Source organism: Streptococcus sp. SN-1, assembly GCF_041154385.1.
GTDB classification, from domain to species: domain Bacteria; phylum Bacillota; class Bacilli; order Lactobacillales; family Streptococcaceae; genus Streptococcus; species Streptococcus mitis_CT.
Window position 1 is genome coordinate 1,506,421 of the sequence record NZ_AP028929.1, and the last position, 14,789, is coordinate 1,521,209.

At 41.4% G+C, this 14,789-nt stretch carries 16 protein-coding genes and 1 tRNA gene; 5 read left to right on the top strand and 12 right to left on the bottom strand.

What is annotated here, in order from left to right:
- Nucleotides 1–115 precede the first annotated feature (115 nt).
- The 4 genes from ACAM22_RS06695 to ACAM22_RS06710 all read right to left on the bottom strand — a co-directional run bounded on the left by ACAM22_RS06695 (nucleotide 116) and on the right by ACAM22_RS06710 (nucleotide 3,475).
- Nucleotides 116–201, bottom strand: a tRNA-Leu gene (locus ACAM22_RS06695).
- A gap of 80 nt (nucleotides 202–281) precedes the next feature.
- Nucleotides 282–857, bottom strand: a complete 576-nt coding sequence (locus ACAM22_RS06700) for a cysteine hydrolase family protein (protein ID WP_070526965.1) — start codon at nucleotides 855–857, stop codon at nucleotides 282–284.
- Nucleotides 857–1,645 carry a GTP-sensing pleiotropic transcriptional regulator CodY gene (gene codY, locus ACAM22_RS06705; protein ID WP_000940740.1) on the bottom strand — a complete coding sequence of 263 codons (789 nt, stop codon included), beginning with the start codon at nucleotides 1,643–1,645 and terminating at the stop codon, nucleotides 857–859. The genes ACAM22_RS06700 and codY overlap by 1 nt, the downstream gene beginning before the upstream one ends.
- A gap of 255 nt (nucleotides 1,646–1,900) precedes the next feature.
- Nucleotides 1,901–3,475, bottom strand: coding sequence for a DEAD/DEAH box helicase (locus ACAM22_RS06710; protein WP_033688371.1), 1,575 nt, complete (start codon nucleotides 3,473–3,475; stop codon nucleotides 1,901–1,903).
- A gap of 329 nt (nucleotides 3,476–3,804) precedes the next feature.
- Here ACAM22_RS06710 and ACAM22_RS06715 point away from each other — a divergent pair, with 329 nt between their 5' ends.
- The 4 genes from ACAM22_RS06715 to ACAM22_RS06730 all read left to right on the top strand — a co-directional run bounded on the left by ACAM22_RS06715 (nucleotide 3,805) and on the right by ACAM22_RS06730 (nucleotide 8,661).
- The gene (locus tag ACAM22_RS06715) at nucleotides 3,805–5,121 is read left to right on the top strand and encodes an FAD-containing oxidoreductase (RefSeq protein WP_261054004.1); all 1,317 of its coding nucleotides are present in this window, start codon (nucleotides 3,805–3,807) and stop codon (nucleotides 5,119–5,121) included.
- Nucleotides 5,122–5,325: 204 nt separating this feature from the next.
- Entirely contained in the window at nucleotides 5,326–6,669 is a 1,344-nt protein-coding gene (gene murT, locus ACAM22_RS06720; protein ID WP_369606554.1) for a lipid II isoglutaminyl synthase subunit MurT, read from the top strand.
- Nucleotides 6,669–7,451, top strand: coding sequence for a lipid II isoglutaminyl synthase subunit GatD (gene gatD, locus ACAM22_RS06725; RefSeq protein WP_333503263.1), 783 nt, complete (start codon nucleotides 6,669–6,671; stop codon nucleotides 7,449–7,451). Before murT ends, gatD begins: the two co-directional genes overlap by 1 nt.
- A 127-nt stretch (nucleotides 7,452–7,578) precedes the next feature.
- Nucleotides 7,579–8,661 (top strand): M24 family metallopeptidase, encoded by a 1,083-nt coding sequence (locus ACAM22_RS06730; RefSeq protein ID WP_369606555.1) that lies wholly within the window; start codon nucleotides 7,579–7,581, stop codon nucleotides 8,659–8,661.
- 253 nt (nucleotides 8,662–8,914) lie between these two features.
- Here ACAM22_RS06730 and ACAM22_RS06735 read toward each other — a convergent pair whose 3' ends face one another.
- From ACAM22_RS06735 to ACAM22_RS06770, 8 genes are all read right to left on the bottom strand, one after another.
- Nucleotides 8,915–9,376: an ECF transporter S component gene (locus ACAM22_RS06735; RefSeq protein ID WP_369606556.1), complete on the bottom strand. Its 462-nt coding sequence runs from the start codon at nucleotides 9,374–9,376 to the stop codon at nucleotides 8,915–8,917.
- Nucleotides 9,354–10,127: a bifunctional hydroxymethylpyrimidine kinase/phosphomethylpyrimidine kinase gene (locus tag ACAM22_RS06740; protein ID WP_369606557.1), complete on the bottom strand. Its 774-nt coding sequence runs from the start codon at nucleotides 10,125–10,127 to the stop codon at nucleotides 9,354–9,356. The genes ACAM22_RS06735 and ACAM22_RS06740 overlap by 23 nt, the downstream gene beginning before the upstream one ends.
- Nucleotides 10,117–10,866, bottom strand: a complete 750-nt coding sequence (gene truA, locus ACAM22_RS06745) for a tRNA pseudouridine(38-40) synthase TruA (RefSeq protein ID WP_369606558.1) — start codon at nucleotides 10,864–10,866, stop codon at nucleotides 10,117–10,119. The genes ACAM22_RS06740 and truA overlap by 11 nt, the downstream gene beginning before the upstream one ends.
- A gap of 98 nt (nucleotides 10,867–10,964) precedes the next feature.
- Nucleotides 10,965–12,116 (bottom strand): MFS transporter, encoded by a 1,152-nt coding sequence (locus ACAM22_RS06750; RefSeq protein ID WP_369606559.1) that lies wholly within the window; start codon nucleotides 12,114–12,116, stop codon nucleotides 10,965–10,967.
- Between the two features lie 124 nt (nucleotides 12,117–12,240).
- Nucleotides 12,241–12,870 (bottom strand): Pr6Pr family membrane protein, encoded by a 630-nt coding sequence (locus tag ACAM22_RS06755; protein WP_261055016.1) that lies wholly within the window; start codon nucleotides 12,868–12,870, stop codon nucleotides 12,241–12,243.
- Between the two features lie 2 nt (nucleotides 12,871–12,872).
- Entirely contained in the window at nucleotides 12,873–13,211 is a 339-nt protein-coding gene (locus ACAM22_RS06760) for a zinc ribbon domain-containing protein YjdM (protein WP_141230732.1), read from the bottom strand.
- A gap of 129 nt (nucleotides 13,212–13,340) precedes the next feature.
- Nucleotides 13,341–14,012, bottom strand: a complete 672-nt coding sequence (gene cmk / locus ACAM22_RS06765; protein WP_261050902.1) for a (d)CMP kinase — start codon at nucleotides 14,010–14,012, stop codon at nucleotides 13,341–13,343.
- Between the two features lie 8 nt (nucleotides 14,013–14,020).
- Entirely contained in the window at nucleotides 14,021–14,506 is a 486-nt protein-coding gene (locus ACAM22_RS06770) for an SAG1386/EF1546 family surface-associated protein (protein WP_261050896.1), read from the bottom strand.
- Nucleotides 14,507–14,551: 45 nt separating this feature from the next.
- Between ACAM22_RS06770 and ACAM22_RS06775 the strand changes: the two genes are divergently transcribed.
- Complete coding sequence (locus ACAM22_RS06775) at nucleotides 14,552–14,758, top strand: ferredoxin (protein ID WP_000705155.1); 207 nt, start codon at nucleotides 14,552–14,554, stop codon at nucleotides 14,756–14,758.
- Nucleotides 14,759–14,789 lie beyond the last annotated feature (31 nt).

Consider the following 14,789-nt stretch of genomic DNA (forward strand, 5'->3'; position numbering starts at 1 on the left):
ATTATAAAATCCAAATATGAAATGTTTATGAAATGCAAAAAAAGAGCAAAAATTTTTTTGCTCTACTTGAATTAGATGAAAACAAAAGAGCTAGCCTAAGCTAACTCTTATCCTATGCGGAGAGAGGGACTTGAACCCTCACGACCTAAAGCGGTCACAGGATCCTTAGTCCTGCGCGTCTGCCAATTCCGCCATCCCCGCGTCGATTACTTTACTAGTATATCAACTTTTGGGATTCTTGTCAACACTTTTTTTCAAATTTTTTCATTTCATCAACCAAATTACTCTGAAATTTCATTTAGATTTTCATCTACCAACTTAGCTCCAAGTGTATTTTTGAAATGACCTAGGGCAAATTGGTGATTTTCAGGCCAGATGGAAGCAACAGCTGGTTTAACAATCTCGATGTCATATCCTAGATTATAGGCATCTATAGCTGTATGTAGGACACAGATATCCGTCAAGACACCTGTTAAGATAACGGTAGACACTCTCCGCTCTCTCAAGCGGATATCCAGGTCAGTCCCTGAAAAAGCTGAGTAATGGCGTTTATCCATCCAAAAGACACGACTGTCTGAACCATGTTCTTGATAAAAGGTCCCCAAATCTCCGTATAAATTCCGCCCACTAGTTCCAATCAAATTGTGAGGAGGAAACAGCTTGCTTTCTGGATGAAAACAATCGTTTTCTTCGTGAGCATCAATGGTAAAAAAGATGTAATCTCCGCGTTCAAAAGCTAACCGAGTCACCTTGCTAATGGCATCTGAAATTGCTTGAGCTGGGGCGCCTGCTGTCAGCTTCCCACTATCAGCAACAAAATCTTCTGTATAATCAATCGAAATTAAAGCCTTAGTCATTAGTAATCTCTTTTCTTCACTTCTTCAAAAATATCTGAAATCAAGACCTTAAGATAGGTTCCCTTCATTCCAAGTGAGCGACTTTCAATAATCCCCGCAGACTCAAGTTTACGAAGGGCATTGACAATCACAGAACGGGTAATCCCGATACGGTCTGCAATCACTGACGCAGTCAACTGCCCTTCATTTCCATTTAATTCCCCTAAAATTGCTGAAACAGCACGGAGTTCAGAGTAAGAAAGGGTATTAACCGCCATGGTAACAGCAGTACGGCGACGGATATTTTTCTCATCTTCTTCACGTTGGAAGTTAAGAAGCTGAATCCCAACAACGGTACTGGCAATCTCAACAAGAATCAAGTCCTCATCTTCGAATTTCTTATCATTGCGCCAAATAATCAAAGAACCAAGGCGAATCCCTGATACATGAATCGGTGCAATAGTCGTCAAACCATCTGGAAAGTCGGAACGACTTTCCACAGGGAAAATACTTAAATCATGATCAACTGTCAGATTGGCTTCTGTATCGTAGATCATGTTCGCACCTTGAATGTAGTCATCTGGGAAAATCTTAGTTTGGAAGAACTGCTCTACACGATCTGTATTGGTTTTGTAACGCATGAAATAACCAAGGAGACGTCCCTTGCTATTGACGATACAGGCGTTACAGTCAATAATATCTGCCAATTGACGAGTAATCGCATTGTATGGAAGTTCTTCCTGCAACTGCTCCTCTGAGCGCTTCAGGATAGAAGTAATTTTTCTAGTTTTTTCTAATAAATGTGCCATTTTTCACCTCGAATTTAATCGCTATCATTATAACATAAACAGCTTAAATTTTCAATTATTATCTGAAAATTGCTTATTTAATTGCAATTTGAAAAAACAAGAATATTTTTAATTAAATTGCTTCTTTTCTATTGACAAGCTCCCTATGTTTGTGTATTATAACATTACAATAAGATAATATATGTATTTTATTTATCTTTCTTTTCCATTCGGTCTCCTTATATAAAAAAGCGATTCATTTTGAACCGCTTTTTCTTATTTATCGCCCTTGTTACGAATAACAAAGCCTGTTTGCTTTTCACTTGAAGTATTGCGTGGTTTTTTATTATCCTTACGGTAACGTTTTTCCTTATCAAAACGATCATTGCCACGACTTCCTTTTTTGAAATCATCACGACGACCATTGCCACGGCGATCACGGTCTCGACGGTCGTCCCCACGACGGCCTCCACGACCTCCCTTAGCTTTACCACCGAAGCCATTACCTGATGGTTTAAATGGCAGTGGTTTTTCACGCGCAATCTCCACTTCTGGAAGGCTATCTGGGTCTTGGACTGTCAGACTCAAAATATACATTGCCAATTCTTCTGGAGTAAATTCGGCTGCTAGCTTGCGAGCATCCTTGCCAAATTTCTCAAAGTTGGCACGGATAGTCTCATCTGCAAAATCACGTTCAATTTTCTTGAGAGCTACGTGTTTTTTTGCTTGGAAGGCTTCTTCTGCGCTTGCAGGTTTGAGACCTTTCATGCGTTTCTTAGTCAAGTTTTCAATGATTTGGAGGTAGCCCATTTCATTTGGTGAAACGAAAGTAATAGACTGACCTGACTTACCAGCACGACCTGTACGACCGATACGGTGAACGTAACTTTCAGGATCTTGTGGAATATCGTAGTTATAGACATGGGTCACACCTGAAATATCCAACCCACGCGCTGCAACGTCTGTCGCAACCAAAACATCAAGATTCCCATTTTTAAAGTCACGAAGGACACGAAGACGTTTGTTTTGGTCTAGGTCGCCATGAATTCCTTCTGCACGGAAGCCACGGATTTTAAGACCACGAGTCAATTCATCTACACGGCGTTTAGTACGACCAAATACGATAGCAAGCTCAGGTTGTTCCACGTCCATGAGACGGGTCATGGTATCAAATTTTTCTTGTTCTTTAACTCGGATATAGTATTGGTCAACCAATTCTGTTGTCAATTCCTTGGCAGCAATCTTCACATGCTCAGGTTCCTTCATAAACTGAACACCGATACGTTTGATAGCATCTGGCATAGTTGCTGAGAAGAGTAGGGTTTGACGGTTTTCAGGGACACGAGAAATGATCGCTTCGATGTCTTCAAGGAAGCCCATATTGAGCATTTCATCTGCTTCGTCAAGGATAAGAGTTTCAATATCTTGTAATTTCAAGGCCTTGCGTTTAATCAAGTCCAAAAGGCGACCAGGTGTTCCCACCACGATATGGGCACCAGATTTAAGAGCCTTAATTTGTTTTTCAATGCTTGATCCACCATATACTGAGCGAACCTTGACTCCCTTACTGCGACCAAAGCGGAAGAGTTCTTCTTGACTTTGGACAGCGAGTTCACGAGTTGGAGCGATGACCAAGGCTTGAATAGTCGCTTCTTCTGTACGAATTTTTTCAAGAGTAGGCAATCCAAAGGCTGCAGTTTTTCCTGTACCAGTCTGAGCTTGACCGATAACATCCTTGCCTTCAAGGGCCAAGGGAATAGTTTGTTCTTGGATAGGACTGGCTTCTACAAAACCAGCTTTTTCAATCTCTGCTAGCAAATCAGCAGACAAGTTTAATTCATTAAATTTCACGTTCTTCTTCTTTCTAAAGGTGGTGCGAAGCCACCCTATAGGGCTTAGTTTATACTTTTCTTTTTATGACGTATTTTCATATACTGGATATAAAATCGTGTTGCTTCTTTTCCACAAAAGAAAAGTACTGTTTTCTTTGCAACCTATCTAGTATAACACAAGACCAGAGCAAAAGATAGCCCAATCCATCGATAATATCATGTAAACGATTTTTCTGAGAAAGTAAGGCTATAATTTCCACTATTTCATAAACTTTTTTAAAGCGTAGCAGAATTGTGCAAAAGTTTTTTTCTTGTGCTAGAATGAAATTCGAATAGGAGGAACTCTAAATGTTAACTTATGATTTAATCGTTATCGGATTTGGTAAAGCTGGTAAAACACTAGCAGGTAAATTGGCTTCAGCTGGCAAAAAAGTTGCTCTCGTTGAACGTAGCAAAGCTATGTACGGTGGAACTTGTATCAACATCGGTTGTATCCCAACTAAAACTTTGCTAGTTGCTGCTGAGAAAGACATGTCTTTTGAAGAAGTCATTGCTACCAAAAACACTATCACTGGTCGCCTTAACGGTAAAAACTATGCGACTGTTGCTGGTACAGGCGTAGATATCTTTGATGCGGAAGCTCACTTCCTTTCAAATAAAGTCATCGAAATCCAAGCTGGTGATGAAAAGAAAGAACTGACTGCTGAAACAATCGTCATCAACACTGGTGCTGTTTCAAACGTCTTGCCAATCCCTGGACTTGCTACAAGCAAAAACGTCTTTGACTCAACAGGTATCCAAAACTTGGACAAATTGCCTGAAAACCTTGGAGTCCTTGGTGGTGGAAATATCGGTCTTGAATTTGCTGGCCTTTACAACAAACTTGGAAGCAAGGTCACAGTTCTAGATGCCTTGGATACTTTCCTTCCTCGTGCAGAACCTTCCATCGCAGCTCTTGCTAAACAATACATGGAAGAAGACGGTATTGAATTGCTTCAAAATATCCGTACTACTGAAATTAAAAATGACGGTGACCAAGTGCTTGTCGTAACTGAAAATGAAACTTACCGTTTCGACGCCCTTCTTTACGCAACTGGACGCAAACCAAATGTAGAACCACTTCAACTTGAAAATACAGATATTGAACTAACTGAACGTGGCGCTATTAAAGTAGACAAACATTGTCAAACAAACGTTCCTGGTGTCTTTGCAGTTGGAGATGTCAACGGTGGCCTTCAATTTACTTACATTTCACTTGATGACTTCCGTGTTGTTTACAGCTACCTTGCTGGAGATGGCAGCTACACACTTGAAGACCGTCTCAATGTACCAAACACCATGTTTATCACACCTGCACTTTCACAAGTTGGTTTGACTGAAAGCCAAGCAGCTGATTTGAAACTTCCATACGCTGTGAAGGAAATTCCAGTTGCAGCAATGCCTCGTGGTCACGTAAACGGAGACCTTCGTGGAGCTTTCAAAGCTGTGGTTAATACTGAAACAAAAGAAATTCTTGGAGCAAGCATCTTCTCAGAAGGTTCTCAAGAAATCATCAACATCATCACTGTTGCTATGGACAACAAGATTCCTTACACTTACTTCACAAAACAAATCTTCACTCACCCAACCTTGGCTGAGAACTTGAATGACTTGTTTGCGATTTAAGTTAAGATTCAATCGTATTGAACAGCCCTCAGAGGGCTGTTTTCATTTCTGCGAAATCTCATACTCTTCGAAAATCAAATTCAAACCACGTCAGCTTCACCTTGCCGTACTCAAGTACAGCCTGCGGCTAGCTTCCTAGTTTGCTCTTTGATTTTCATTGAGTATCAAATCTGTCTTTTCCCTCTTTTATGATATAATAGAAACATGAAATTAAAAACTACTTTGGGCCTTCTTGCTGGGCGTTCTTCCCACTTCATTTTAAGCCGTCTTGGCCGTGGAAGTACGCTTCCAGGAAAAGTCGCCCTTCAATTTGATAAAGATATTTTACAAAACCTAGCTAAGAACTACGAGATTGTCGTGGTCACTGGAACCAACGGAAAAACCCTGACAACTGCCCTCACTGTCGGCATTTTAAAAGAGGTTTATGGTCAGGTTCTTACTAACCCAAGCGGTGCCAACATGATTACAGGGATTGCGACAACCTTCTTAACAGCCAAATCTTCTAAAACTGGGAAAAATATTGCCGTTCTAGAAATCGACGAAGCCAGTCTATCTCGTATCTGTGACTATATCCAGCCAAGCTTATTTGTTATCACTAATATCTTCCGTGACCAGATGGACCGCTATGGTGAGATTTACACAACTTACAAGATGATTTTGGATGCTATTCGTAAGGTACCTACGGCTACTGTTCTCCTAAATGGTGACAGTCCTCTTTTCTACAAGCCAGCTATTCCAAATCCTGTAGAGTATTTTGGTTTTGACTTGGAGAAAGGTCCAGCTCAACTGGCTCACTATAATACCGAAGGGATTCTCTGTCCTGACTGCCAAGGCATCCTCAAATATGAACATAATACCTATGCAAACTTGGGTGCCTATATCTGTGAAGGTTGTGGATGTAAACGTCCTGATCTCAACTATCGCTTGACAGAACTAGTTGAGTTGACCAACAATCGCTCTCGCTTTGTCATAGACGGCCAAGAATACGGTATTCAAATCGGTGGTCTCTACAATATCTACAACGCCCTAGCTGCGGTTGCCATCGCCCGTTTCCTTGGTGCAGATTCACAACTCATCAAGCAGGGATTTGATAAGAGCCGTGCAGTCTTTGGACGCCAGGAAACCTTCCATATCGGTGACAAGGAATGCACCCTCGTCTTAATTAAAAATCCAGTCGGTGCAACCCAAGCTATCGAAATGATTAAACTAGCACCTTATCCATTTAGTCTATCTGTTCTCCTAAATGCCAACTATGCAGATGGAATTGATACCAGCTGGATCTGGGATGCTGATTTTGAACAAATCACTGACATGGACATTCCTGAAATCAACGCTGGCGGTGTTCGCCATTCTGAAATTGCACGTCGTCTCCGAGTGACAGGTTATCCAGCTGATAAAATCACTGAAACAAGTAGTCTGGAGCAAGTTCTTAAGACAATTGAGAACCAAGACTGCAAGCATGCTTATATTCTGGCTACCTATACTGCTATGCTTGAATTCCGCGAACTGCTGGCTAGTCGTCAGATTGTTAGAAAGGAGATGAACTAATGGTTTATACTTCACTTTCCTCAAAAGATGGCAATTACCCCTATCAGCTCAACATTGCCCACCTCTACGGAAATCTCATGAATACCTACGGGGACAATGGAAACATCCTCATGCTCAAGTATGTGGCTGAAAAACTGGGAGCCCATGTGACGGTTGACATCGTTTCTCTCCATGATAACTTTGATGAAAATCACTACGACATTGCCTTTTTCGGTGGCGGTCAAGACTTTGAACAAAGTATCATTGCAGACGACCTACCTGCTAAAAAAAAGAGCATTGACAACTACATCCAAAACGACGGTGTGGTTCTGGCTATCTGTGGTGGTTTCCAACTATTGGGGCAATATTATATTGAAGCTTCAGGCAAACGCATCGAAGGGCTAGGGGTTATGGGCCACTACACCCTCAACCAGACTAATAACCGTTTTATCGGTGACATCAAGATTCACAATGAAGATTTCGATGAAACCTACTATGGTTTTGAAAATCATCAGGGCCGTACCTTCCTCTCAGATGACCAAAAACCGCTGGGACAGGTTGTCTATGGAAATGGAAACAACGAAGAAAAAGTCGGCGAAGGGGTTCATTACAAGAATGTCTTTGGTTCCTACTTCCACGGACCTATCCTCTCTCGTAATGCCAATCTGGCTTATCGCCTAGTCACTACCGCCCTCAAGAAGAAATATGGTCAGGACATTCAACTCCCTGCTTATGAGGACATTCTCAGCCAAGAAATCGCTGAAGAATACAGCGACGTCAAAAGCAAGGCTGACTTTTCTTAAACAAAAGGAAATTATATCAAAGAACTCTGTTATCTTGTCGGAGTTCTTTTTGTCTGTTATTTTGCCCTTCTCCCTTGCATTTTCTCTCATTTTTTGCCAAAATAGAGGGGTAGAAAGAAGGTAGCATATGTCTAAATTACAACAAATCGTAACATATCTTGAATCAGAAAAACTAGACGTCGCTGTCGTATCTGACCCCGTCACAATCAATTACCTCACTGGCTTTTACAGTGATCCCCATGAACGTCAAATGTTCCTTTTTGTCCTAGCGGATCAAGAACCCCTCCTCTTTGTCCCAGCCCTTGAAGTTGAGCGTGCTACTAGCACTGTTTCCTTCCCAGTTGTGGGCTATGTGGATTCTGAAAATCCATGGCAAAAAATGAAACATGCTCTTCCACAGCTTGATTTCAAACGTGTCGCTGTTGAGTTTGACAATCTCATCTTGACCAAATATCATGGCTTGAAAATAGTCTTTGAAACTGCTGAATTTGAAAACCTCACTCCTCGTATCCAACGCATGCGCCTCATCAAATCAGCTGATGAAGTGCAAAAAATGATGGTTGCAGGTCTCTATGCGGACAAGGCTGTTAAGGTTGGTTTTGATAATATTTCTCTTGATAAGACAGAGACAGATATTATCGCTCAAATTGACTTTGCTATGAAACGTGAAGGCTATGAAATGAGCTTTGACACCATGGTCTTGACAGGTGATAATGCTGCAAATCCACACGGTATTCCAGCAGCTAATAAGGTTGAAAATGATGCTCTTCTACTCTTTGACCTTGGTGTTCTAGTCAACGGCTATGCGTCAGATATGACTCGTACAGTCGCAGTCGGCAAACCTGACCAATTCAAGAAAGACATTTATAACTTGACTCTTGAAGCCCAACAAGCTGCTCTTGACTTTATCAAACCAGGTGTGACTGCCCATGAAGTGGACCGTGCTGCCCGTGAGGTCATCGGAAAAGCTGGTTACGGCGAGTACTTCAACCACCGTCTTGGTCACGGTATCGGTATGGATGTCCACGAATTCCCATCTATCATGGAAGGAAACGACATGGTCATCGAAGAAGGCATGTGCTTCTCTGTTGAACCAGGTATCTATATCCCTGGTAAAGTCGGTGTTCGTATTGAAGACTGCGGTGTTGTTACCAAGGATGGCTTCGACCTCTTTACAAGCACCAGCAAAGACTTGCTTTATTTTGATTAAAATTCATCTAATACTCAATGAAAATCAAAGAGCAAACTAGGAAGCTAGCCGCAGGTTGCTCAAAACACTGTTTTGAGGTTGTAGATAAGACTGACGAAGTCAGTCACATATATACGGTAAGGCGACGCTGACGCGGTTTGAAGATATTTTCGAAGAGTATAAAATCTTCCCACAATAAAACGCATAGTATCAAGGTTTTCAACACCTGATACTATGCGTTTTTCTTATTTGAAAGACTTTTGACTCAGCCTCATTACTTAATCTTCTTGATACTTTGACTAATAATAAATCCTACAATCATCCCTACTATATTTTGCATGAAATTTGGTAGAATTTCTGGTAGGGCTGATGCCCAGCCATTCATCAAAGTAGAACCCAAGGCGTAACCCCCTACCATGGCAATCGTTGCTAAGATAAGGCCTAACCACTGAGTTTTTCCTTTAAATCCTGCGAAAAATCCCTGCAAGCCATGATTGACCAAGCTAAATAACATCCACTGAGGATAGCCTGATAAGAGGTCAATCAAGAAACCTGCTAGTCCTCCGACTACAGCCCCTTCACGACTACCAAAGTAGAAGGCCGCGAAGAAGACACCCGCATCTAAAAGAGTTAGAATGCCTGTCGGTGTTGGAATTTTTAAGAAATAACCTAGAACCACAGAGAGGGCGGTTAATAGGGATACAAGGGCGATTTTAGTTGTTTTGGTTTGCTTCATATTGTCTTACTCCATACTGATCTGCTTGTGCAATAGCACGATAAACGAAAGCCTTAGAGCTTTCTACTGCTGGTAAAAGTTCATCACCTTTAACCAAGTGACTGGCAATGCTTGAGGCAAAAGTACAACCTGCGCCAGCATTTTGCCCTTGGATAACAGGATTTTCCAACACTGTAAAGGTCTGTCCATCATAAAAGACATCTACAGCCTTGTCCTGACTAAGACGATTGCCTCCCTTGATAATGACTGCTGGCGCTCCTAAGTCATGCAATTTCTGTGCTGCAGTTTTCATATCTTCAAGGGTTTTAATCTCTTGATCTGCTAGTAATTCTGCTTCAGGAAGATTAGGCGTAATCACACTGACATGAGGGAAAAAGCGAATCAACTCTTGGCAGAGTTCACTAACTGCTACGTCGTGTGTTTCCTTGCAGACCAAGACAGGGTCCAGAACCACAGGCACTCCTGGGCGTTGTTTGATAAAGTCCAATGCCTTCTCAGCTACACTGACAGTTGGTAGAAGACCAATCTTAATACCTGCAAATTCCACATCACGCAAGCTATCTAATTCATGTTGAAAAATGGTATCGTCAGTTGGAAAGACTTCAAATCCTTTTTCTGTCAAGGCTGTCAAACAAGTCACTGCTACAAAGCCATGCAAGCCGTTCAAGGTATAGGTAGCCAAATCAGCGGACAAACCACCACCACTAAAAATATCATTTCCTGAAAGTGCTAAAATACGATTATTCTTCATAACGAATCTCCTTTAAATATAAACCATTTGGTGCTGCAGTGGGACCTGCAAGTTGCCTGTCCTTTTTCTCCAAGATCAGGTCAATCTGCTCTACTGGCATTCGATTATTTCCGATTTTGAGCAGTGTCCCCACCATATTACGAATCTGCTTATACAAGAAACCATTTCCTGAAAAGGTAAAAATCAAAAACTGACCTGTCTCATCGACTGTTAAACTAGCTTCTGTAATGGTGCGAACCTTATCTTCTACACTAGTCCCAGAGGCTGTAAAACCGGTAAAATCATGGGTCCCCTCTAGCTTTTTGACAGCCTCCTGCATCCGTTCCACATCAAGCGGATAAGGAAAGTGAGTGGCATAGTGACGTCGCATAGGATTTTTAGGACGGCCCCTATCTACGATAAACTCATAGGTCTTGCTATGTTTGGCATAACGGCAATGAAAATCATCTGCCACAAGCTCAATCGAAATCACATCAATATCTTCAGGGGACTGGGTGTCCAGAGCAAAACGGAGCTTCTCCTCATCCATCTGATAGGGCAAGTCAAAATGAATCACCTGTCCCAGGGCATGAACCCCACTATCTGTCCTACCAGCACCGTGAACAGTAATAGCTTGCCCCTTATTCAATCTAGTCAAGGTTTTTTCAATTTCCTCCTGAACGCTACGCGCATGAGGCTGGCGCTGAAAACCAGCGAAGGCGTAACCATCATAGGAAATAGTTGCTTTGTATCTTGTCATAATTTTTATTCTATCAAGAAATTAGTCTGTAGACAAGGTACAAAATTTAAAATTGTATGGGTACAAAAATCTCAAAAGAAAAACTTAGGAAACCAATCCTAAGCTCTCTTTTGAAGTAGGTACATGACAAAGATAGAGATTGCAATCAACCAAAATCCTAAGATAGCAAAGACCAACATCCCATTTTGTGTTAGTAAGCCGATTGCACCTAGAACAAATGGGGTCGTAAAGGCTCCAAAACTACAGCCTAATACAGCAAAGGAAGTTGCTTGATTGAGGAGTTTAGCTGGAATTCGTTCAGAGACAAGTTGAAAGACTGTCGTCAAGGCCACACTGTAGGCAAAACCAGCAAGAATACTTCCTGCTACTACTACCCACAAGGATGGAGACAGGGCAATCACGATTTGCCCTAAGCCAAAGGTAATACCCGACCATAGAAGCAGCTTTTCTTTAAAGATAGAAATCAAGAAAGAAAAACTCACCCCAGCCACAATCCCGATTAACTGCATGACACTAAGAACAAAACTAGATAACTGGGCATCCCCAAGTCCTCTTTCCACCATCAAACTTGGAATACGGATAGTAATAGCCGTATTGGTACAAACTACAACCGCTGCTTCAATAGCTAGGATAAAAATCAAGCCTTTCATTTCTCGAGTTAAACGACTTGCTTCCTTCGCTTTTTTCTTAACTTCTTTCTTTGATTTTCCATAAGGGACAAAGAACAGATAAAGGATCAGCACCAAAAATCCAGCACTATAGGCTAAGAAGGTAGCTGTCCAACCAAAGACCAATAACTGGCCGACTGCCAAGGTGATGAGAGAGGCCCCAACGACCTCTGCAGAACCGCGTAACCCTAACATCTGAATTCGCGTTTTTCCTTGATAGCGTTCACTGATAATGGAAATGGCCTTGGCATTAATCATCCCAACACCCAAACCGAAAAGAATCCGTGTTCCAAAGACAAAGGGATAGGCTTGATACCAAAATGGTGCTGTTCCACTCAGTGATAAAATCAGCAATCCCAAACTAATCTGTAAGCGCTCAGGAAATATCTTTTCTAAGAAACCATTTAGTAGTAACATCATCATGATTCCAAAGGATGGCAAGCTCGCCAAGAGCTCAATTTGTTCCTTAGGATAACCTTGATAATAGTCAAACATAGCTGGCAGGGCACTCGAGATGGAAAAGGACGTAATCAAAACGAGGGAGAGAGCCAAAATACTGGCCCGTTCTAAAAATTGTTTCATGAAATCTCTTTCTATATTTCTCTTAATCTTCTACTTTTTTGATAGTCATCAAACAAGCAAGAAAAGAAGAAGCCTCTTTAGTGTATAGACTCCTTCTTAAACTCGAAAATGAATCCCTTGTATCTTAGGATGACTTTCTCTTGATTTGCTTGATAAAGTAGAAGATAAATCCTGCCACCATATAGGCAACAAAAATAATCAGACACCACTTGAACACGACATCCCAACCCTTGTTTACATTCAAAAAGAAGTAAGGGAAGGGACTGACCTTAGAATTAGGAACATCAAGTCTCAATACCAAGCCATTAAAAAGAGCAAAAATCATATACAGCAAGGGTAAAATCGTCCACACAACTGGATCCCAAATCTTATATTGACCCTGTTTGTCAAAAAAGAGGGTATCTGCTAAAAACCAAAGGGGAACGATATAGTGGCAAAGGAAATTTTCTAGAGTATAGAAATTAGTCGCAATGGGCGCTAAGAGGAAATGGTAAATCACACAGGTAATCATGATACTCATGGTGACCCCACCTTTTAAGCGCAAGAGACTTGATCTTTGCCAGTTTTCACCTAAACGGCTCATAACCTTTAGGAGATAGAGCGTAAAAATCGCGACTAAGAGGTTGGACAGAACCGTATAATAGAGCAGCATCCCAAATCCACCATGCTTGGCGATTTCAAGATAAACTCCCGTAAAAGCCGCTAGAAACAAGAAGATACGGCTATAAAATACAAGTTTATAGTGTTTTGACATGCTTAAATTTTCTTCACAAACTCTGATTTGAGTTTCATGGCACCAAAGCCATCAATTTTACAGTCGATATTGTGGTCGCCTTCTACGATGCGGATATTCTTCACGCGCGTCCCTTGTTTCAAATCTTTTGGCGCACCTTTTACTTTCAAGTCCTTGATGAGGGTTACTGTATCACCATCAGCCAATTTATTTCCGTTGGCATCGATAGCGACAATGCCCTCTTCTACTTCTGCAACTTCAGCAGGATTCCACTCATGAGCACACTCTGGGCAAACCAGTAGGGCACCGTCTTCGTAGACATACTCTGAGTTACATTTTGGGCAATTTGGTAAGTTATTCATGGTTTCTCCTTATCATCATTCACTATTCTTTGAAAATCAAAATTTCTCGAACAGCAACTATTATACCCTAAAATCAGCATTTTGACAAATTTAGAAAAAACCGATATCAATCTATCGGCTTTTCCACATTTACATTCTTTTTTCAGCTTCTGCTTTGATTTTTGCAACTACTTCTTGAATGTTCAAACCAGTTGTATCAAGGTAGACAGCATCCTCTGCTTGTTTGAGAGGTGAAGTCTCACGATGACTATCCTTGTAGTCACGCGCAGCAATTTCCTCTTTTAGGGTTTCAAGGTCTGTTTCAATTCCCTTGGCAATATTTTCCTTGTAACGGCGCTCTGCTCTCTCATCGACTGAAGCCACTAGGAAAATTTTTAATTCTGCTTGTGGCAATACAACCGTTCCAATATCGCGACCATCCATGACAATACCACCTTGCTGGGCGATTTCTTGTTGGAGAGAAACTAGTTTCTCACGTACTTCAGGAATTGCCGCAATGGCAGAAACATGATTGGTCACTTCATTTTCACGGATAGGATGGGTAATATCCACATCTCCTACAAAGACAAGCTGTTCTCCAGTTTCTGAGCGCCCAAAACTGATTGGATGCTGGTCCAACAAGGCTAAAAGTGCTTCGACTTGTTCAACTCCTAATTGGTTCTTAAGAGCCATATAAGTCGCAGCACGATACATAGCACCTGTATCTAGGTAGGTGTATCCAAAGTCTTTAGCAATAATCTTTGCGACCGTACTCTTACCACTTGAAGCAGGGCCGTCAATAGCAATTTGAATTGTTTTCATATCAACTCCTATTTGATTTTAACAACATCACCTGGATTAGCAAACCAAGATCCTGTAGCCATGTGCCCAGGATTCAAAGCCTCTAACTGCGCAATCGAAATCCCAGCGCGAGCGGCAATGGCTGCTTCTCCTTCTCCAGCTAAGACTTTTGTCGTCCCTTCTGGATCAGTTGGATGTTCTGAACTACTAGATGACTCTTCTACCTTTTCCTCCGAACTAGAAGATGCCTGCTCTGAACTACTAGAAGATGAAATCTGTACTACATTTGCATCAGAATCGTGAAAATCTTTCAAGGCTGCCGTGCGATTACTCCCACCTGATGAAAGATAGATGAGAACAATAATCATCACGACTACAATCACAAAGAAAATACTTGCTAAAATAGTCAAGATACGATTCGCTATAACTCCACCACCCTGTGATCGCGAACGACGGCCTGCTCTTGTTTCTTCTTGATTTTCATAAATATCTTCTTGCCACGGTTCTTTTGCCATACCTTACTCCTTGTTTTTTTTTACTTTTCTTATTACAATATAAATATGAAAATCACACTTATACCTGAACGATGTATCGCCTGTGGGCTTTGCCAAACTTATTCTGATTTATTTGATTACCACGATAATGGAATCGTGCGTTTTTACGATGACCCTGACCAACTGGAAAAAGAAATTTCTCCTAGTCAGGATGTCTTAGAGGCTGTTAAAAATTGCCCAACTCGCGCCCTGATTGGAAACCAGGAAGCCTAAATCAATGGCGATAATCCACTCCCTCCAGTTT